An 18,227-nucleotide genomic window follows, 5' to 3' on the forward strand; every position below is an offset into this window, starting at 1 on the left:
GGCCAATTCAGAATACGATGCGCCGGCCGCGACACCATCGGGCCAAACCCCAACACTGCCCACCAAAGGCACCAGGAGACACCATGAGACTGAAGGGAAAGACCGCGCTGGTCACCGCCGCGGGGCAGGGCATCGGCTACGCGAGCGTGCTGGCCATGGCCGCGGAGGGTGCGCAGGTGTTCGCCACCGACGTCAACGAGGCGCTGCTCGCGCGCTACGCCGGCATGCCCAACGTGACCGCGCTCAAGCTCGACGTGCTCGACAAGGCCGCCATTGGCGCGGTGGTGGGCAAGCTCCCTGCGCTCGACATTCTTTTCAACTGCGCGGGCGTGGTGCACAACGGCACCATCGAGCAGGCCACCGACGACGACCTGCTGTTCGCCTTCAGCCTGAACGTGCGCGCGCAGATGTGGACCATCCAGGCCGTGCTGCCCGGCATGCTGGCGGCAGGGCGCGGCAGCATCATCAACATGGCCAGCGTGTGCTCCAGCATGAAGGGCTTGCCCAACCGCTTCGTCTACGGCACCACCAAGGCGGCCGTGCTGGGCCTTACCAAGAGCGTGGCCGCCGACTACGTGGCGCGCGGCATCCGCTGCAATGCGGTGTGCCCCGGCACGGTCGACACGCCCTCGCTGGGCGAGCGCATCAACGCCAACGCCGACCCCGACGCCGCACGCCAGGCCTTCATTGCGCGCCAGCCCATGGGCCGGCTCGCGCAGGCCGAGGAAATTGCGCCGGTGGTGGTGTTTCTGGCCAGCGACGAATCGGTCTTTGCCACCGGCCAGGCCTTCACGGTCGACGGCGGCATCACCATATGAACCCGAGAGCGGCATTGGCTTTGTCCGTGCCCGCCCCGCACACCCCTTCGATTCAATGCACTGAAAGGAAAGCATGAAACTCGTCCGCTACGGCAACCCCGGCAAGGAGAAGCCCGGCCTCATCGACAACGACGGCAAGCTGCGCGACCTGAGCGCCATCGTCAACGACATCGGCCCCGAGCAACTTGGCGACGCCGCCATTGCCAGGCTGCGCAAGACCAAGCTCGACAAGCTGCCGCTGGTGCGCGGCAAGCCGCGCCTGGGCAGCCCCGTGGCCAACGTCGGCAAGTTCATCGCCATCGGCCTGAACTATGCGGACCACGCGGCCGAGTCCGGCCTGCCGGTGCCCAAGGAGCCCGTGGTCTTCATGAAGGCCAACAGCTGCATCCAGGGCCCGAACGACCCCGTGATGCTGCCCAAGGGCTCGGTCAAGTCCGACTGGGAAGTGGAGCTGGGCGTGGTCATTGGCACGCGGGCACGCTACGTGTCGCAAAAGAGCGCGCTCGACTACGTGGCCGGCTACTGCACCATCAACGACGTGAGCGAGCGCGAATACCAGATCGAACGCGGCGGCACCTGGGACAAGGGCAAGGGCTGCGACACCTTCGGCCCGCTGGGCCCGTGGCTGGTGACGCGCGACGAGATCGAGAACCCGCAAAAGCTCGCGATGTGGCTCGACCTGAACGGCCAGCGCGTGCAAACGGGCAGCACCAAGACCATGATCTTCAGCGTGGCCAAGATCGTGAGCTACGTGAGCCAGTTCATGACGCTGATGCCCGGTGACGTCATCACCACCGGCACACCGCCGGGCGTGGGCATGGGCATGAAGCCGCCGCTGTTTTTGAAGAAGGGCGACGTGATGACGCTGGGCATCGAAGGCCTGGGCGAGCAGCGCCAGGAAGTGGTGCCCTTCAAGCTCTGAGCCCGCACCGAGGCTTGCTGAACGTCTCAAGGCGCCTGCGGGCGCCTTTTCTTTTGTGGCGCGCCCTTGGGTTTTAAATGTCCCATTGACAGAACATTGAAACTGCAAAAACATCAAAGGCATGTCGCAAATGCCTTTGCCGAAATACCACCAGATCTATCTGGTCCTGCGTGAGCAGTTGCACGAAGGCCGTTTTGCGGAGGGGCTGCCCGGTGAACTGGCGCTGATGGCGCAGTTCAAGGTGGCGCGCGTCACGGTGCGCCGTGCGCTGGAGCAGCTGGCGACCGAAGGCCTCATCGAGCGCAACCCCGGGCGCCGCACGCGCGCACTGCCGCCCCCGGCCACCGGCGAGGGCCCCAGCGGCAAGAGCATGGAGCGTGCCAATCTGCGCGGCCTGCTCGAGAACCTGGTGACCATGGGCCTGCACACCTCGGTGAAGGTGATCGAGGTGGCGACCATCACCGCCTCCACCCAGGTGGCCGAGGCGCTGGAACTCAAGCTCGGCGACGCGGTGCAGAAGGCCGTGCGCGTGCGTTCCACCAAGGAAGGCCCGCTCTCGCACATCACCACCTATGTGCCCGACACCATTGCGCGCCGCTTCGGTCGGCGCGAGCTGTCGAAGAAGCCCATCCTGGTGCTGCTCGAAGAGTCCGGCGTGAAGGTGGGGCGCGCGCACCAGACCATTTCCGCGCGGCTGGCCGACAACGTGCTTGCACAGCACCTGGATGTGTCCGTCGGCTCCGCCCTGCTGGCGGTGCGCCGCCTGATCTACGACGAAGACGAGCGGCCCGTGCAGTGGCTGCACGGCTTCTACCGCCCCGACCGCTACACCTACGAAATGCAGCTCTCCCGAGTGGGCAGCATCGACGCCAAGGTGTGGGTCAGCAAAGACGTGTCAGCCCAGTTCAACTGAAGAAAAAGGAAAGCCCCATGCAGAACCAGAACCGCCGCCGTTTCGTGTCGCAGTCCGCAGCTTTGGCCACTGCCGTGGCCTTCCCGCTCGTGGCCGGGGCGCAGCCCAAGGCCATCAAGGTCGGCGTGCTGCACCCGGTCACCGGTGCGCTGGCCTATTCGGGTCAGCAATGCCGCCTGGGCGCGCTGATGGCCATCGAGGACATCAACGCGGCCGGCGGCATCAAGTCGCTCGGCGGCGCCAAGCTGGAGGCCCTGCTGGGCGACGCGCAGTCGCAGCCGCAGGCCGGCGCGGCCGAGGTCGAGAAGATGAACGAGGCCGGTGTGTCGGCCATCGTGGGCGCATTCGCCTCGGCCATCTGCCTGGCCACCACGCAGGCCGCGGCCAAGTACAACCTGCCGCACGTGGTCGACGTGGGCGTGGCCGACCAGATCGTGGAGCGCGGCCTGAAGAACACCTTTCGCTTCGGCCCCGGCTACAAGAAGTCGACCGAGGTGGCCATTGCCAACCTGCTGGTGCTCAACAAGGCCGCGGGCAGCCCGGCCAAGACCGTGATGATCATTCACGAGGAGTCGCTGTTCGGTGCCGGCACCGCGCAGTTGCTCGCACGCGAGCTGCCGGGCTACGGCTTCGACGTGAAGGAGGTGGTGAAGCACGCCAACCCCACGCGCGACTTCAACAACATCGTGCTGCGCATGAAGTCGATCAACCCCGACATCGTGATTCCGGCCAACTACTACAACGAATACGCGCTGCTGGTGCGCACCATGCAGCAGCAGAAGGTGGTGCCCAAGGCGATCTTCTCGGTGCTGGGCGGCGCGGCGTCGAGCTACAAGTTCGTGAAGGAGTTTCCGGACGCGGCCAACGGCATCATCGACTGCAACCACTGGTTCAACCCGAAGGACAAGCGCTCGCAGGAGCTGCGCAAGCGCGTGGAGGCCAAGGGCCAGTTCTTCAGCTACGAGGTGTTCATGACGTACACCTCGATGTGGCTGCTGGCCGACGCCATCGAGCGCGCCAAGTCGACCGAGCGCGCGGCCATCATCGACGCGCTGGAGAAGAGCACCTTCTCGAACCACTTCATGCCTTACGGCCCTACCAAGTTCGTCAACGGGCAGAACGAAGGCGCGCAGCCGTTGATGACGCAGGTGGTGAAGAACGACATCAAGGTGATCATTCCTCGCGACTATCGCGAGGTCGATCCGGTGTTTCCGCTGAAGGCATGAACCCGGTGCTGCATGTTGGTGGCTTGGGGTGCGACGGCGGCGGCGGCCGGCATGCCTTCGGGTGTGCGACGTCACCGGTCCTTCGGACTTCGCTGCTGCTCCTCGCGTCAGGCGGGGTCTCGCCCAAACTCGCTTCGCTCAAACAAGGGCGAGCCCTGATCCGCCTGCCGCTGCGGTGCTCGCCGGTGCCTCAACGCACACCCGAAGGCATGCCGGCCACCACCGCCGCCGCCGTGGTCGTGGGCACGCTGCGAGTGCGCCCCTTGCATGCCGACCGCGCCGGTTCTGCCCTGGAGCCCGGTGTGCGGTTCGGGTCGGGCGATCCCCTCTGTGCCGCCGAGGAGCGCAGCGTTTCGCGGATCAGGGCTCGCAGCTGTTTGAGCGCAGCGAGTTCTGCGAGACCCCGCGAAACGCGAGCACCGCAGGGGAGCCCGAAGGGCCGGCGCAGTGGGGTCGCCCGGCCCGAACCGCGCACCGGGCGGACCTGAAAAAAAGCGCACCCGCTGAAAGCGCCAGAAACAAAACATGCTCGATCTCAACATCCTCTTCCCCTCAGTCCTGAACGGCCTGACGACAGGCGCCGTGTACGCGCTCATTGCAGTGGGCCTCACGCTGATCTACGGCGTGCTGCACATCATCAACTTCGCGCACGGTGCCAGCCTCATGCTGGCGCTGTACGCGGTGTACTTCCTGAAGGAGCGCTGGGGCATCGACCCGTACATGGCGCTGCCCATTGCCATCGTCGGCATGTTCGCGCTCGGCTACGCGCTGCAGCGCATCGTCATCAACCGGGCCGGCCACGGCAAGGACGAAAACATTCTGCTGGCCACGCTGGGCATTGCCATCGTCATGGAGAACCTGGCGCTGCTGTTCTTCAAGTCGGACACGCGCAGCATCGACACGGCGTATTCGCTGAGCACCGTGGCCATCGGCCCCGCCATGATCGCGGTGCCCAAGCTCGTGGCCTTTGCCGGCGCGCTGGTGGTGTCGGGCATCTTGTTCTGGATCATGGGCCGCACCGACCTGGGCCGCGCCATTCGCGCCGTCGCCAAGGAGAAGGAGGGCGCCAAGCTCATGGGCATCGACGTGGACCACGTCTACGCCATGAACTTCGGCATCGGCCTGGCGTGCCTGGGCGCGGCGGCCTGCTTTCTGCTGCCCGCGTACTACGTCAACCCGCAGGTGGGCGGCGGCTTTGTGCTGGTGGCTTTCACCATCGTGGTGCTGGGGGGCATGGGCAGCTTCGTCGGCGCCCTGGTCGGTGGGCTGCTGGTGGGCGTGGTCGAGTCGCTTGGCGGGCTGTATCTGGGCGAGTCGCTTGGGCAGATCGGCATCTTTGCGATCTTCATCGGCGTCGTGCTGTTTCGCCCGCAGGGCATGTTCGGAGCCAAGGCATGAAGGCGGGCATGAATTCGGGATACAGGCAACTTGCGGGCATTGCCCTTTTCGCGGTGGTCGTCGGCTGCGTGCCGTTGGTCACCCAGTCGGGCGTGATGCTCAACTTCGTGATGATGGCGCTCTACGCCACGCTCATCGCGCAGGCCTGGAACATCCTCGGCGGCTTTGGCGGGCAGTTCTCTTTCGGGCATGCGCTGTTCTTCGGCACCGGTGCCTACATCCAGGCCATTGCGCAATTGCAGGGCGGCATCAACCCGTGGATCGCATTGCCGATGGCCGTGGCCGGTGCGGCGCTGGTCGGGCTGTTCGTGGGGGCGCTCACCTTTCGCTACGGCCTGAAGGGCTCTTACTTCGCGCTGGTCACGCTGGCCTTTGCCGAGGTGTTTCGCATTCTTGCGACCTCGGTGCCCTTCACGGGCGGCGGCGTGGGGCTGATGGTGCCGCTGCGCGAAGCGGTGGGCAACATGCAGTTTGCGTCGCGCGCGGGCTACCTGTGGCTGGTGCTGGCGATGGTGGTCGTGGCGCTGCTGGTGACCTGGTGGCTGCGCAACGGCCGCTTCGGTGCCTACCTGCAGGCGGTGCGCGACAACGAAGACGCCGCGCGCGCCGTGGGCGTCAACCCGTTCCGGGTCAAGCTCGCGGCCATCGGCCTGTCGGCGGCCTTCATGGGCGCGGCAGGGGCGTTCTATGTGCAGGTGTTCCAGTACATCGACGCGGGCATCGCCTACGGCTCGGTCACCTCGGTGGAGGCGCTGGTGGCGGCCATCGTGGGCGGCATGGGCACGCTGTGGGGGCCGGTGCTGGGGGCGGTCACGCTGCACCTGCTGTCGGACTTCACGCGCAACCTGTTCGGCGAGCTGCCGGGCATCAACATGGTCATCTACGGCACGGTGCTGGTGCTCATCGTGATCTTCCTGCCGCGCGGCGTGGCGGGCCTGGGGCTCTCGGTGCGGCAACTGTGGAACGCGAAGGGAGGCAAGAATGACTGAGCCGCTGCTGAAACTCGACGGCATCTCGCGCGCCTTTGGCGGCCTGAAGGCCGTGCAGAACGTGAGCCTGGCCGTGAAGGAGGGCAGCCTCACCGCGCTGATCGGCCCCAACGGCGCGGGCAAGACCACGCTGTTTGCGCTGATGTCGGGCTTTCTGAAGCCCGACAGCGGCACCGTGCGCTTTGCCGGCCAGGACATCACCGGCCATGAACCGCACCGCAACGCGGTGCTGGGCATGACGCGCACCTTTCAGATCGTGAAGCCCTTCGCCGCGCAGACCGTGCGCGAGAACATCGCGGTGGGCGCGCACCTGCATGTGCGCAACCGCGCCGAGGCACTGGCCAGCGCCGAGGCCGTCGCGCAGCGCGTGGGCCTGGCGCCGCAGCTGGACAAGCCGGCCTCCGACCTCACCGTGGCCGGGCGCAAGCGCCTCGAACTCGCCCGCGCGCTGGCCACGCGGCCGCGCCTGCTGCTGCTCGACGAAGTGCTCGCAGGCCTCAACCCGCAGGAGATTTCCGAAATGATGCCGGTGGTGCGCGCCATTGCAGACAGCGGTGTGACCGTGCTGATGATCGAACACGTCATGCAGGCGGTGATGAACCTGGCCGAGCATGTGTGGGTGCTGGCGCAGGGCCAGCTGATTGCCGAGGGCAACCCGGCGCAGGTCACGTCCGACGAGCGCGTGGTGGAGGCCTACCTGGGCCATGGCACGGCGGCGCGTTTGCGCAAGGCCGCGGCCGCCAACGTGGGAGACGCAGCATGAGCGCACTGCTGGACATTCAAGGGCTGCGCGGCGGCTACGGCCGCGTGGAGGTGCTGCGCGGCGTCGACCTGCAGGTCAACGCGGGCGAAATGGTCGCGCTGCTGGGCAGCAACGGCGCGGGCAAGTCGACCCTCAACAAGATGGTGTGCGGCCTCACGCCGGCCTGGAGCGGCAGCGTGCGCTTCGACGGCAAGGACCTCACCGGCGCGCACTACCGCGACGTGGTCAAGGCCGGCCTGATTCAGGTGCCCGAAGGCCGCAAGGTGTTCCCCAACCTCAGCGTGCTGGAGAACCTGGAGCTGGGCTCCTTCACCCGTGCCCGCGAGCGGCGCGCGGCCAACGTGGAGAAGATGTTCCACATCTTTCCGCGCCTGCGCGAGCGCATCGCGCAGCACGCCGGCACCATGAGCGGCGGCGAGCAGCAGATGCTGGCCATTGCCCGCGGCCTCATGGCAGAGCCCGTGCTGCTGATACTGGACGAGCCTTCGCTGGGCCTGTCGCCGCTGCTGGTGGAAGAGATGTTCACGCTCATTCGCGAGCTGCGCGACGGCGGCCTCGCGGTGCTGCTGGTCGAGCAGAACGTGGGGCAGTCGCTGGAGATTGCCGACCGCGCCTATGTGCTGGAAAACGGCAGCGTGCGCTTTTCGGGCAAGCCCGATGCGCTGCTGGGCAGCGACGAACTGCGGCGCGCGTACCTGGGGCTGTAGGCCTTTCAAGCCATTCAGTCCTGCGACAAGAAAAGGAGACTCCCTCATGAAACGCCGCGACATTCTTATCGCGCCCGCCGCGCTGGCCCTGGCCAGCGGCGCCGCCCGCGCGCAGATCGGCAGCGCCCCTGTGCGCATTCTGGTCGGCGCGCCGGCCGGTGGCTCGACCGACACGCTGGCCCGCTCGCTCGCCGTCAGCATGGGCCCCGCGCTGGGCCGCACCGTCATCGTGGAAAACCGCCCCGGCGCGGGCGGCAACATCGCCGCCGACGCGGTCGCCAAGGCCGCGCCCGACGGCAACACCCTGCTGCTGAGCTTCACCAGCCACGCCATCAACGCCACGCTGTACCCCACGCTGCCCTTCGACCCGGTGAAGGACTTCACCGCGCTCACCTGCGTGGCCACGTCGCCGTCGATTCTGGTGGCGCACCCCTCGGTGCCCGCGAAGGACGTGCGCGAACTCATCGCGCTGGCCAAGGCCAGGCCGGGGCAGTTGAACTTTGCGATTGGCGCGGTCGGCTCGTCGCTGCACATGGCGGGCGAGGCCTTCAAGATGCAGTCGGGCGTGGACATCGTGAACATCCCGTACAAGGGCACCGCGCCCGCCGTGCAAGACCTGCTGGCCGGCCAGGTGCAACTGATGTTTGCCGCGGTGGGCAACGTCAAGGCGCACATCCAGGCCGGCAAGCTCAAGGCATTGGGCGTCACCACCGCCAAGCGCCTGCCCGCGTTCCCCAACGTGCCGGCCATTGCCGAGGCCTTGCCCGGCTACGAGTCGAGCGCCTGGTTCGGCCTGTTCGGCCCGGCGCGCATGGCGGCGGACGTGTCGCGCAAGCTCGGCGATGCGGCGCGCCATGCGCTGCAGCAGCCCGACATGCTGAAGCGGCTCGACACCGAAGGCGCCATTCCCGTGGGCAATTCGCCGGAGCAGTTCTCCGCTTTCGTGCAGAGCGAAATCGTGCGCTGGGCCAAGGTCGTGAAATTCTCTGGAGCGAAGCCGGAATGACCTCCGACACACGCCATTCCACCCCGCCGCAGACGCCGCCACAGACGCTGGCGCAGAAGCTCATCGCGCGTGCCAGCGGCCGCGCGCACGTGGCGGTGGGCGAGATCGTGACCTGCGGCGTCGACCTCGCCATGTTCCACGACTCCTCGGGCCCACGGCGCCTGAAGCCCATGCTCGAGGAACTGGGCGCGCAGATCTGGGACCGCTCGCGCATCGTGCTGGTGATGGACCACTACGTGCCCGAGCGCGACGACGACTCGCGCCGCATCGTGCGCATTGCGCGCGACTGGGCACGCGAGCAGCAACTGCCGCACGTGTACGACAGCCAGGGCATCTGCCACGTGGTGGTGCCGCAGCACGGCCACATTCGCCCCGGCATGCTGTGCGTGGGCGGCGACTCGCATTCGCCCACGGGCGGCGCCTTTGGTGCCTACATGTTCGGCGTGGGCAGCACTGAGATGCTGGGCGTGGTCGTCACCGGAGAAATCTGGCTGCGCGTGCCCGAAACCATTCAGATGTGGTGGGACGGCAGGCTGCCCGCGGGCGTGACCGCCAAAGACATGATGCTGCACATGATCGGGCGCTTCGGCATGAACGGTGGGCGCTACCAGGCGGTGGAGTTTGCCGGGCCGGGCGTGACCGCGCTGTCGATGCAGGAGCGCATGACGCTGTCCAACATGAGCGCCGAGCTGGGCGCGCAGGCCGGCCTCATTGCGCCCGACGACACCACCGCCGCCTTCCTGCAGACGGCCGGCGCACCGCATGCCGACACGTCGCGCTGGTTCACCGACGAGGCGGCCGAGTTCACGCGCCACCGCTTCGATGCCAGCACGCTGGAGCCGCACATCGCCGCGCCGCACAGCCCGGCCAATTCGCACGGCGTGAGCCGCTTTGCGGGCACCCATGTGGACGTGGCCTACATCGGCGCGTGCACCGGCGCCAAGCTCGACGACCTGCGCGCCGCGGCCCAGGTGCTGCGCGGCCACAAGGTGGCGGCTGGCCTGCGGCTGATCGTCGCGCCCGCCAGCATCCAGGACCAGGAGCAAGCACGTGCCGAAGGCGTGCTGCAGGTGCTGCTGGACGCAGGCGCCGAGCTGTTCCCTACAGCCTGCGGCGCCTGCTCCGGCTACGGCGACCCGATGGGCGACGACATCACCGTCATCTCGACCACGGCGCGCAACTTCAAGGGCCGCATGGGCTCGCCGACTGCGCAGGTTTATCTGGGCTCGCCGTACACGGTGGCGGCCTCGGCGTTGCGTGGCCAGGTGACCGATCCGCGCGAGGTGCTGGCATGAGCGTGACCAAAGCCACCCACCGCGTCTGGCGCCTGGGCGCGGACATCGACACCGACCTGCTCGCGCCGGGCCATGCCATGAAGCACGGCATCGACATCATCGCCAAGCATTGCCTCGAAGCCATTCGCCCCGACTTTGCCGCCGGCGTGCAGCGGGGCGACGTGCTGGTGGCCGGCCCCAACTTCGGCATCGGCTCCTCGCGCGAGCAGGCCGCGGCGGTGCTTGTGCACCTGGGCGTGGTCGCCGTCATTGCGCCCTCGTACAGCGGCCTGTACTTTCGCAACGCCTTCAACGTGGGCCTGCTGCTGCTGACCTGCGCCGAGGCCGAATCGCTCGCCGAAGGCGAGCAGATTGCCCTCGACACCTCCACCCCCGAGATCGTTGCACCGGGCCCCAGGCGCCTGGCCTGCGAGCCGGTGCCCGGATTCCTCATGGACATGGTCCGCGCCGGCGGACTGTTGAACCAGCTGCGCCAGCGCTCTGGCCGCCCCGCCTTCACGAAAGCCCCCGATGCCTGACTCTTCCTCCGCGACAACCCTCGACCCCGTCACGCTCGCCGTGCTGCGCGGCCGCCTCGAACAGGTGGCCGACGAGATGGACGCCACGCTCTACCGCAGCGCGTTCAACCCCATCATTGCCGAGGCGCACGACGCCTGCCACGGCCTGTACGACGCCACCACCGGCGACACGCTGGTGCAGGGCAAGTCGGGCCTGCCGGTGTTCGTGGGCGCCATGGCCTTTGCGGTGCGCGCCACCGCCAAGGCCGCAGCGCCGCGCGGCGGCATGCAGGACGGCGACATCTGGATCAGCAACGACGCCTACGAAGGCGGCACGCACGCCAACGACTTCAAGCTGGTCAAGCCCTTCTTTCGCAACGGCAAGCTGTACTGCCACATGGCCTCGGCCGCGCACTGGCACGACGTGGGCGGCGCGGTGCCCGGCAACTACAACCCCGCGGCCACCGAGTGCTGGCAGGAGGCGGTGCAGATTCCGCCGGTGCGCATCGTGCGCGGCGGCAAGCTCGACCTGGACGTGCTGGCCATCCTGCAGGCCAACACGCGCCTGCCCGACAGCCTGTGGGGCGACCTGAACGGCCAGCTGGCCGCGCTGGAGCTGGGCGAGCGCCGCCTGCACGGCCTGCTCGACGAGTACGGCGACGACCTGGTGCTGAACGCGCTGAGCGAGCTGCGCAGCCGCGCGCTGCGCCTGATGCGCTCGCACATCGCCTCGCTGCCCGACGGGCGCTACAGCTTCGAGGACGTGCTCGACAACGACGGCATCACCAACGTGCCGCTGACCATCGCGCTGGACATGACGGTGGCCGGCGACCGGCTCTCGCTCGACTTCTCGCGCACGTCGCCGCAATGCGCCGGGCCGGTGAACATCTCCCGCGCCACGGCGGTGGCCGCGTGCTACGTGGCGCTCAAGCACCTGTTCCCCGACGTGCCCGCCAACGCCGGCGTGCTGGACGCGGTCGACTTCGTGATTCCCGACAAGCTGGTGATCAGCTGCGAGCGCCCGCGCCCGGTGGGGGGCTACACCGAGACCATCCTGCGCATGATCGACGTGATCTTCAGCGCCGCCGCGCAGGCCGACCCCACGCGCGCCGTGGCGCAGGCCTACGGCACCATCAATGCGCTGTCGATCGCGGGCCACCGCAGCGACAAGGGCCGCGAAGGCCAGCGCTGGGTGATGTTCAGCTTCTTCGGCGGCGGCCATGGCGGGCATTCGGGTGGCGACGGGCTGTCGCACGGCAACGCGCCCATCTCGACCGCCACCATTCCGCCGCTCGAAATTCTGGAGGCCGCCTACCCGGTGCGCTTCACCGAATGGTCGCTGCGCGCCGACTCCGGCGGCGACGGCCAGCACCGCGGCGGCCTGGGCGCCGTCTATGAAATTGAACTGCTCGAAAAAGATGCCGAGGTGTTCGTCTTCGGCGAACGCGGCACCTCGCCGCCCAAGGGCATTGCGGGTGGCGGCTCGGGCGCGGTCAACGTGTTCAGCTACGAGAACGCGGGCGAGTGGCACACACCGCCCATGGTCTCCAAGATGCGCGGCATCACGCTGGCGCAGGGCGAGCGCGTGCGCCTGGAAACACCCGGCGGCGGCGGCTGGGGCAGTGCCGCCGCGCGGCAACCGGAGCAGCGCGTGGCCGATGCGGCCATGGGTTATGTGAGCAGCGAATCGACGAAGAAAGCATCTGAATGACTTCCCCTGGTAACTCCCTTGTCGTCGGCGTCGATGTCGGCGGCACTTTCACCGACCTCTTCGTGCTCGACGAGGCCAACGGCAGCGCGCGCATCGTCAAGGTGCCTTCCACGCGCGGCGAAGAAGCGCGCGGCTTCATGAACGGCGTGGCACGCGTGGCCGACTCGGCCGCGGCCATTGCCACCATCGTGCACGGCACCACCGTGGGCACCAATGCGCTGCTGGAGCGCAAGGTGGCGCGCACCGGCATCATCACCACGCGCGGCTTTCGCGACGTGCTGGAGATGCGCCGGCGCGACCGCCCCGAAACCTGGGGCCTGCGCGGCAGCTTCAAGCCCGTGGTGCCGCGCGACCTGCGCCGCGAGGTGGACGAGCGCGTGCTGGCCGACGGCACGCTGCACACGCCGGTCGACCTCGAACAGGTGCGCGCCGAAGCCCGCTCGCTGCTCGAAGCCGGCTGCGAGGCGGTGTGCGTGTTCTTCATCAACACCTACGCCAACCCCGAGAACGAACGCCTGGCCGTGGCCGCGGTGCGCGAGCTGTGGCCCAACCCGCACGTCACCTCGGCCAGCGAGGTGCTGCCCGAAATTCGCGAGTTCGAGCGCTGCTCCACCGCCACGCTCAACGCAGCGCTGCAGCCCGTGGTGGGCAGCTACCTGGGCCGGCTGGAGAACGACTTGCGCGCGCAGGGCTTTGCCGGCGAACTGCTGGTGGTGCAGAGCAACGGCGGCGTGATGTCGCGCCAGACCGCGAGCGACCTGCCGGTGCGCACCGCGCTGTCGGGCCCGGCGGCCGGCGTCATTGCCTGCGCGGCCATCGCACGCGCGGCGGGCTTCCCCAATGCGATCACGGGCGACATGGGCGGTACATCGTTCGACGTGTCGCTGGTGGCCAACGGCGAGGCCGCGTTGGCGGCGCAGACCGCCATCGAGTTCGGCATGGTGATTCGCTCGCCGATGATCCAGATCGAGACCATCGGCGCCGGCGGCGGCTCCATTGCCTCGGTGGATGCCAGCGGCATGCTGCAGGTGGGCCCCGAGTCGGCCGGCAGCGTGCCCGGCCCGGCCTGCTACGGCCGCGGCAACATGCGCCCGACCGTGACCGACGCCAACGTGCTGCTGGGCCGCATTGCCGCCGACCGCCCGCTGGGTGGCGGCCTGCTGGCCGCGCTGGACGCGGAGAAGTCGCGCCAGGCCATCGAAGAACACGTGGCGCGCCCGCTGGGGCTCGACGCGCACGCGGCGGCCGAGGCCATTCTTACCGTGGCCAATGCGCGCATGGCCGGTGCCATTCGGCTGGTGTCCATCGAGCGCGGGCACGACCCGCGCCGCTTCGCCTACATGCCCTTCGGCGGTGGCGGCGCGCTGCATGTGTGCGCCATGATGCGCGAGGTGGGCGTGGCCACCGGCATCGTGCCGCGCTACCCCGGCGTGACGTCGGCGCTGGGCTGCGTCATTGCCGACATGCGCCACGACGCGGTGCAAACGCTGAACAAGCCGCTGGCCGAACTGGACGTGGCCGACGTGCAGCGCCGCATCGATGCGCTGGCCGCCAGCTGCCAGCAGCGGCTGGATTCGTCGGGCGTGCGCTTCGACGCCGTGCGCGAAGTGGTGGCGCTGGACATGCTCTACGCCGGCCAGACGCACACGCTGCCCGTGGTGCTGGCCGATGCGGGCCAGGTGCCTGTGACGGCCGCGTCCATTCGCGCGGCATTCGAAGCCGCCTACACCGCCGCCTTCGGTCGCACGCTCGACGGCATCGCCATCCGCGTGATGAACCTGCGCTATGCGCGCATCGGCGTGCGGCCCAAGTTCGACCTGAAGGTGCTGGCGCCCGAAGGCGAGGGCAGCACCGCGCCGCTGGGCACGCAGCGCGTGTTCCATCAAGGCCAGTGGCACGACGCGGTGCGCTATGCGCGGCTCGATTTGCCGGTGGCCACGCGCATCGACGGCCCCGCCATACTGGAGCAGGCCGACACCACCGTGTGGCTCGAACCCGGCTTTCATGCCGAGGTCGATGGGTATGGCAACCTGCTGGTGAGGCCGTCGTGAGCGAAGGCACGGAGCTTGTCGCGGCCAAGATCGTTGCAGCGAAGACCGCGCTGGTCGTCATCGACCTGCAGAACGACTTTCTGGATGCCAAGGGCGCCTACGCGCGCGGCGGCGACACCAACCCGCCCGCGCTGCTGCTGCCCGAGCGCGTGGCCGCCGTGGCGCGCGCGCTGAAGGCGGCGGGCGGGCTGGTGGTGGCGAGCCAGTTCACGCTGTGGCCCGATGCCCAGGGCGAGCCGATGGTCTCGCCGCACCTGAAGGCGCTGCGCCCGTACCTGGCCAAGGGCGACTTCGCGCCGGGCAGTTGGGGCCAGGCGAACGTCGATGCGCTGGCGGGGCTGGTCGACTTGACTGTGAGCAAGGTCGCGTATTCCGCTTTCTTCAACACGCAGCTCGACTGGGTGCTGCGCCGCGCGGGCATCGACACCGTGGCGGTGTGCGGCATCGTCACCAACGGCGGCGTGGCCAGCACGGTGCGCGACGCGCACATGCGCGACTACCGCACGCTGGTGCTGGCCGACGGCTGCGCGGCCTTTGGCGAAGAGCGCCACGCCACCTCGCTGGCCGACATGCGCAACGTGGCCGAGGTGACGGCGTGCACGCCCTTCATCGCGGCGCTGGCATGAGCGTGCCGGCAAGAACCGTTCGCCGTGCCGAACAGGTCGAAGCCGACGTGCACGTGGCGGTGGCCATCGTCGGCGGTGGCGCCTGCGGGCTCACGGCCGCGCTGATGCTGGCCGACGCGGGCGTCGACTGCGTGGTGCTGGAGCGCGATGCGCTGCCCAGTGGATCGACCGCGCTGTCTTCGGGCTTCATTCCCGCGCCGGGCACGCGCGCGCAGCTTGCACACGGCGTGGCCGACGACAGCGCCGCGCGCTTTGCGGCCGACATTCAGGCCAAGGCGCACGGCCGCGCGGCCGGTGCGCTGGTCGATGCATATGCCGCGGCCATCGGGCCCGCGCTCGATGCGCTGCAGGAGCGGCACGGCCTTGCGTGGATGCTGCTCGACGGCTTTCTCTACCCCGGCCACAGCGTGCACCGCATGCACGCGCTGCCGCAGAAAACCGGCGCTTCATTGATGGCGGCGCTGCAGGCGGCCGTGGAGGCCGCGGGCATTCCGGTGCTGACGCAGGCCGTGGTCGACACGCTGGTGCTCGACCCGCACGACCGCGTGATCGGCATCGACTACCTGCGCCCCGACGGCCAGCATGAAACGCTGGGCTGCAGCGCGCTGCTGCTGGCCTGCAACGGCTTTGGCGGCAACACGGAGATGGTGCGCGCGCTGCTGCCCGAGATGGCCGAGGCCACCTTCGGCGGTCATGTGGGCAACGACGGCAGCGCCGTGCGCTGGGGCGAATCGCTGGGTGCGCGGCTGCGCGACCTGGGCGGCTACCAGGGCCACGGCTCGTGGGTGACGCCGCAGGGCGCGCTGATGTCGTGGGCCGTGATGATGGAAGGCGGCGTGCAGATCAACCGCGAGGGCCGGCGCTTTCACGACGAGACGCAGGGCTACTCGGAGGCCGCGGTGCATGTGCTTGCGCAACCGGGCGGCATCGCCTGGAACGTGTTCGATGCGCCGCTGCTCACGCTGGCGCGCGGCTTTCCCGACTTCTGCGAGGCCGAGGCCGCCGGTGCGCTGCGCCGCTGCGAGTCGGTGGCGGCGCTGGCGGACTGCATTGGCTGTGACAGCGCGGTGCTGCAGGGCACGCTCGACGCGATGCGCTCTGGCACCGCACCTGACGGTCGCGTGTTCACGCGCGGCCTGGACGCACCGTACTTCGCCGTCAAGGTGACCGGCGCGCTCTTTCACACCCAGGGCGGCCTGGACACCGCGCCCGACATGCGCGTGCTGCGGCAAAACGGCACGCCCTTCGCCAACCTGCTGGCGGCGGGCGGCGCGGCCGGCGGTGTGTCGGGCGACGCGGTGTGGGGCTATCTCTCCGGCAACGGGCTGCTGAGCGCCGTGGCTGGTGGCTACATCGCGGCGCACACGGCCGCCGCACTGGTTCAACACAAGGAGGCGTCCGCATGACGACCCACAATTTCAAAGCCCGCCTGGCCCGGCCCGACGTGGTGCTGGCCCCCGGCGTGTACGACGCGCTGAGCGCACTGGTGGCCGAGCAGGCCGGCTTCGAGGCGCTGTATCTGTCGGGCGCCTCCATCGCCTACACGCGCCTGGGCCGCTCCGACATCGGCCTGACCACCTTCACCGAGGTGGCCGACACGCTGGCACGCATCACCGAGCGCGTGAGTCTGCCGGTGATCGTCGATGCCGACACCGGCTTCGGCAATGCGCTGAACACGCAGCGCACGGTGCGCGGCTTCGAGCGCGCGGGCGCGGCCATGGTGCAGATCGAAGACCAGACCTTTCCCAAGCGCTGCGGCCACCTGGACGGCAAGGCCGTGGTGCCCGAGCGCGAGATGGTCGGCAAGCTCAAGGCCGCGCTGGACGCACGCCAGTCGAGCGACACGCTGATCCTTGCGCGCACCGACGCGGTGGCGGTAGAAGGTCTGGAGGCCGCGCTCGACCGCGCCGAGGCCTACCTTGCTTGCGGCGTGGACGCGCTGTTCATCGAGGCGCTGCGCTCGCCTGAGCAGATGGACGCGGCCTGCAGCCGCTTCGCGCACCGCGTGCCGCTGCTGGCCAACATGGTCGAAGGCGGCAAGACGCCGGTGCAGGATGCGGATGCGCTGCAGAAGCACGGCTTTCGCATTGCCATCTTCCCGGGCGGCACCGCACGCGCGGTGGTGCACACGCTGCAGGGCTACTACGCGAGCCTGCACCAGCACCGCACCACGCAGCCATGGCGCGCGCAGATGTTGGACTTCGATGCGCTCAACGAAGTGATCGGCACGCCCGAGCTGATGCGCACCGGTCAGCAGTACGAGTGAGAGCGCTCTTCAACGGTGTTCAACGCTTTTCAACGCTGGTGAACACCCGTCACCGCAGCGCGCGAACCAGCGCGTCGTACACCAACCGCACGCGCGCCGGCACCGGCGCGCGCTGCGGGCGGTAGACGTGAATCGGCCAGGGCTCCGGCTCGTCGGCCTCCAGCACGGCCACCAGCGCGCCTGACTGCAGCCACGGTTGCGCCAGCGGCGCAATGAGCTGGCCGAAGCCCACGCCGGCCAGCACGGCGGCGCATTCGGCGTCGATGTTGTCCGTCACGAACGCGGGCGACGCCACAGTGAACACCCGCCGCTTGCTGAACGCCCACGGCCACGGCCGGCCCGAACTGCGATCGATCAGCGCGGTGAGCGGCAGGCCGGCAAGCGCATTAATGTCCGCCGGCGCGCCGACCCGCTCGATGAGCGCCGGCGACCCCACCACATGCAGCGGCATGCGCCCGACGGCGCGCGCCACGAAGCGGGCGTCGCGCATCGGGCCCACGCGCACGCCGATGTCGATCTGCTGGTCGACCACGTCCGCATGCTGCTCCGACAGGCGCAGGTCGAGCATCAGGCCGGGGTGCGCGGTGACCAGCGGCGCCAGCACCTGCGGAATGAGCCGGCCGTACATGTGGGGCGCGGTGATGCGCACCGTGCCCGCATGCTGCGACAGCGCGCGCCGGTCGGTGCGGTGAAACAGATCGTCGACGCCGCCCACCGCCACGCGGGCGCGCTCGGCCAGCTGGCGGCCGAAGTCGGTGAGCTGCACGCCGCGTGTGCTGCGGTGGAACAGCGGCTCGCCCAGGTCTTCTTCGAGCTCGCGCACCGCGCGCGTCACCACCTGGGGTGACACCGACAGGCGCACGGCAGCCTCGCGGAAGTTGGCGGCGTCGGCGGCGGTGCAGAACACGCGCAGGGCTTCGAGGCGGTTGGACATGGGGATGGTGAGAAGGGGGTGGGGCGAGTGTTCCTGATTGCGGAATTCTGAAGTCGCCAGAGTTTCATTTACGGGAACGAGTGGATTTTCCACACTGCAGGCAGT

17 protein-coding genes are annotated in these 18,227 nt (G+C 68.9%); 16 read left to right on the forward strand and 1 reads right to left on the reverse strand.

The features are described from left to right. Window positions 1-83 precede the first annotated feature (83 nt). The 16 genes from VLK31_RS32890 (at window position 84) to VLK31_RS32965 (ending at window position 17,188) form a co-directional block, all read left to right on the forward strand. Window positions 84-818, forward strand: a complete 735-nt coding sequence (locus tag VLK31_RS32890) for an SDR family oxidoreductase (protein ID WP_409172690.1) — start codon at window positions 84-86, stop codon at window positions 816-818. A 73-nt stretch (window positions 819-891) separates the two neighbouring features. Continuing rightward, the gene (locus tag VLK31_RS32895; RefSeq protein WP_409172691.1) at window positions 892-1,740 is read left to right on the forward strand and encodes a fumarylacetoacetate hydrolase family protein; all 849 of its coding nucleotides are present in this window, start codon (window positions 892-894) and stop codon (window positions 1,738-1,740) included. A 130-nt stretch (window positions 1,741-1,870) separates the two neighbouring features. Further along, entirely contained in the window at window positions 1,871-2,653 is a 783-nt protein-coding gene (locus tag VLK31_RS32900; protein ID WP_409172692.1) for a GntR family transcriptional regulator, read from the forward strand. Between the two features lie 17 nt (window positions 2,654-2,670). Next, on the forward strand, window positions 2,671-3,879 hold the full coding sequence (locus VLK31_RS32905; RefSeq protein ID WP_409172693.1) for an ABC transporter substrate-binding protein: 1,209 nt from the start codon (window positions 2,671-2,673) through the stop codon (window positions 3,877-3,879). A gap of 525 nt (window positions 3,880-4,404) precedes the next feature. Continuing rightward, window positions 4,405-5,277: a branched-chain amino acid ABC transporter permease gene (locus tag VLK31_RS32910; protein WP_409172694.1), complete on the forward strand. Its 873-nt coding sequence runs from the start codon at window positions 4,405-4,407 to the stop codon at window positions 5,275-5,277. Between the two features lie 8 nt (window positions 5,278-5,285). Next, window positions 5,286-6,266 carry a branched-chain amino acid ABC transporter permease gene (locus VLK31_RS32915; RefSeq protein ID WP_409172695.1) on the forward strand — a complete coding sequence of 327 codons (981 nt, stop codon included), beginning with the start codon at window positions 5,286-5,288 and terminating at the stop codon, window positions 6,264-6,266. Then, window positions 6,259-7,029: an ABC transporter ATP-binding protein gene (locus tag VLK31_RS32920; RefSeq protein ID WP_409172696.1), complete on the forward strand. Its 771-nt coding sequence runs from the start codon at window positions 6,259-6,261 to the stop codon at window positions 7,027-7,029. The genes VLK31_RS32915 and VLK31_RS32920 overlap by 8 nt, the downstream gene beginning before the upstream one ends. Continuing rightward, window positions 7,026-7,736 (forward strand): ABC transporter ATP-binding protein, encoded by a 711-nt coding sequence (locus tag VLK31_RS32925; protein ID WP_409172697.1) that lies wholly within the window; start codon window positions 7,026-7,028, stop codon window positions 7,734-7,736. The genes VLK31_RS32920 and VLK31_RS32925 overlap by 4 nt, the downstream gene beginning before the upstream one ends. A gap of 46 nt (window positions 7,737-7,782) precedes the next feature. After that, complete coding sequence (locus VLK31_RS32930) at window positions 7,783-8,742, forward strand: tripartite tricarboxylate transporter substrate binding protein (protein ID WP_409172698.1); 960 nt, start codon at window positions 7,783-7,785, stop codon at window positions 8,740-8,742. Further along, window positions 8,739-10,037, forward strand: coding sequence for a 3-isopropylmalate dehydratase large subunit (locus VLK31_RS32935; protein ID WP_409172699.1), 1,299 nt, complete (start codon window positions 8,739-8,741; stop codon window positions 10,035-10,037). The genes VLK31_RS32930 and VLK31_RS32935 overlap by 4 nt, the downstream gene beginning before the upstream one ends. Continuing rightward, window positions 10,034-10,555, forward strand: a complete 522-nt coding sequence (locus tag VLK31_RS32940; protein WP_409172700.1) for a 3-isopropylmalate dehydratase — start codon at window positions 10,034-10,036, stop codon at window positions 10,553-10,555. The genes VLK31_RS32935 and VLK31_RS32940 overlap by 4 nt, the downstream gene beginning before the upstream one ends. Beyond that, window positions 10,548-12,245 (forward strand): hydantoinase B/oxoprolinase family protein, encoded by a 1,698-nt coding sequence (locus VLK31_RS32945; protein ID WP_409172701.1) that lies wholly within the window; start codon window positions 10,548-10,550, stop codon window positions 12,243-12,245. The genes VLK31_RS32940 and VLK31_RS32945 overlap by 8 nt, the downstream gene beginning before the upstream one ends. Beyond that, the gene (locus VLK31_RS32950; RefSeq protein WP_409172702.1) at window positions 12,242-14,296 is read left to right on the forward strand and encodes a hydantoinase/oxoprolinase family protein; all 2,055 of its coding nucleotides are present in this window, start codon (window positions 12,242-12,244) and stop codon (window positions 14,294-14,296) included. Before VLK31_RS32945 ends, VLK31_RS32950 begins: the two co-directional genes overlap by 4 nt. Further along, the gene (locus tag VLK31_RS32955; RefSeq protein WP_409172703.1) at window positions 14,293-14,922 is read left to right on the forward strand and encodes a cysteine hydrolase family protein; all 630 of its coding nucleotides are present in this window, start codon (window positions 14,293-14,295) and stop codon (window positions 14,920-14,922) included. Before VLK31_RS32950 ends, VLK31_RS32955 begins: the two co-directional genes overlap by 4 nt. Continuing rightward, window positions 14,919-16,328 carry an FAD-dependent oxidoreductase gene (locus VLK31_RS32960; RefSeq protein ID WP_409172732.1) on the forward strand — a complete coding sequence of 470 codons (1,410 nt, stop codon included), beginning with the start codon at window positions 14,919-14,921 and terminating at the stop codon, window positions 16,326-16,328. The genes VLK31_RS32955 and VLK31_RS32960 overlap by 4 nt, the downstream gene beginning before the upstream one ends. After that, the gene (locus VLK31_RS32965) at window positions 16,325-17,188 is read left to right on the forward strand and encodes an oxaloacetate decarboxylase (protein WP_409172704.1); all 864 of its coding nucleotides are present in this window, start codon (window positions 16,325-16,327) and stop codon (window positions 17,186-17,188) included. The genes VLK31_RS32960 and VLK31_RS32965 overlap by 4 nt, the downstream gene beginning before the upstream one ends. A gap of 49 nt (window positions 17,189-17,237) precedes the next feature. Here VLK31_RS32965 and VLK31_RS32970 read toward each other — a convergent pair whose 3' ends face one another. After that, window positions 17,238-18,122 (reverse strand): LysR family transcriptional regulator, encoded by an 885-nt coding sequence (locus tag VLK31_RS32970; protein ID WP_409172705.1) that lies wholly within the window; start codon window positions 18,120-18,122, stop codon window positions 17,238-17,240. Window positions 18,123-18,227 lie beyond the last annotated feature (105 nt).

The organism is Variovorax sp. H27-G14 (assembly GCF_046156345.1).
In the GTDB taxonomy this organism is placed as follows: domain Bacteria; phylum Pseudomonadota; class Gammaproteobacteria; order Burkholderiales; family Burkholderiaceae_C; genus Variovorax.

Excerpts from the sequence above, each read along its gene's own strand:
- VLK31_RS32920 (WP_409172696.1), top strand. The coding sequence starts at position 6,259 with ATGACTGAGCCGCTGCTGAAACTCGACGGCATCTCGCGCGCCTTTGGC.
- VLK31_RS32930 (WP_409172698.1), top strand. The coding sequence starts at position 7,783 with ATGAAACGCCGCGACATTCTTATCGCGCCCGCCGCGCTGGCCCTGGCC.
- VLK31_RS32900 (WP_409172692.1), top strand. The coding sequence starts at position 1,871 with ATGCCTTTGCCGAAATACCACCAGATCTATCTGGTCCTGCGTGAGCAG.
- VLK31_RS32915 (WP_409172695.1), top strand. The coding sequence starts at position 5,286 with ATGAATTCGGGATACAGGCAACTTGCGGGCATTGCCCTTTTCGCGGTG.
- VLK31_RS32890 (WP_409172690.1), top strand. The coding sequence starts at position 84 with ATGAGACTGAAGGGAAAGACCGCGCTGGTCACCGCCGCGGGGCAGGGC.
- VLK31_RS32960 (WP_409172732.1), top strand. The coding sequence starts at position 14,919 with ATGAGCGTGCCGGCAAGAACCGTTCGCCGTGCCGAACAGGTCGAAGCC.
- VLK31_RS32935 (WP_409172699.1), top strand. The coding sequence starts at position 8,739 with ATGACCTCCGACACACGCCATTCCACCCCGCCGCAGACGCCGCCACAG.
- VLK31_RS32940 (WP_409172700.1), top strand. The coding sequence starts at position 10,034 with ATGAGCGTGACCAAAGCCACCCACCGCGTCTGGCGCCTGGGCGCGGAC.
- VLK31_RS32965 (WP_409172704.1), top strand. The coding sequence starts at position 16,325 with ATGACGACCCACAATTTCAAAGCCCGCCTGGCCCGGCCCGACGTGGTG.
- VLK31_RS32910 (WP_409172694.1), top strand. The coding sequence starts at position 4,405 with ATGCTCGATCTCAACATCCTCTTCCCCTCAGTCCTGAACGGCCTGACG.
- VLK31_RS32970 (WP_409172705.1), bottom strand. The coding sequence starts at position 18,122 with ATGTCCAACCGCCTCGAAGCCCTGCGCGTGTTCTGCACCGCCGCCGAC.
- VLK31_RS32895 (WP_409172691.1), top strand. The coding sequence starts at position 892 with ATGAAACTCGTCCGCTACGGCAACCCCGGCAAGGAGAAGCCCGGCCTC.
- VLK31_RS32925 (WP_409172697.1), top strand. The coding sequence starts at position 7,026 with ATGAGCGCACTGCTGGACATTCAAGGGCTGCGCGGCGGCTACGGCCGC.
- VLK31_RS32950 (WP_409172702.1), top strand. The coding sequence starts at position 12,242 with ATGACTTCCCCTGGTAACTCCCTTGTCGTCGGCGTCGATGTCGGCGGC.
- VLK31_RS32945 (WP_409172701.1), top strand. The coding sequence starts at position 10,548 with ATGCCTGACTCTTCCTCCGCGACAACCCTCGACCCCGTCACGCTCGCC.
- VLK31_RS32905 (WP_409172693.1), top strand. The coding sequence starts at position 2,671 with ATGCAGAACCAGAACCGCCGCCGTTTCGTGTCGCAGTCCGCAGCTTTG.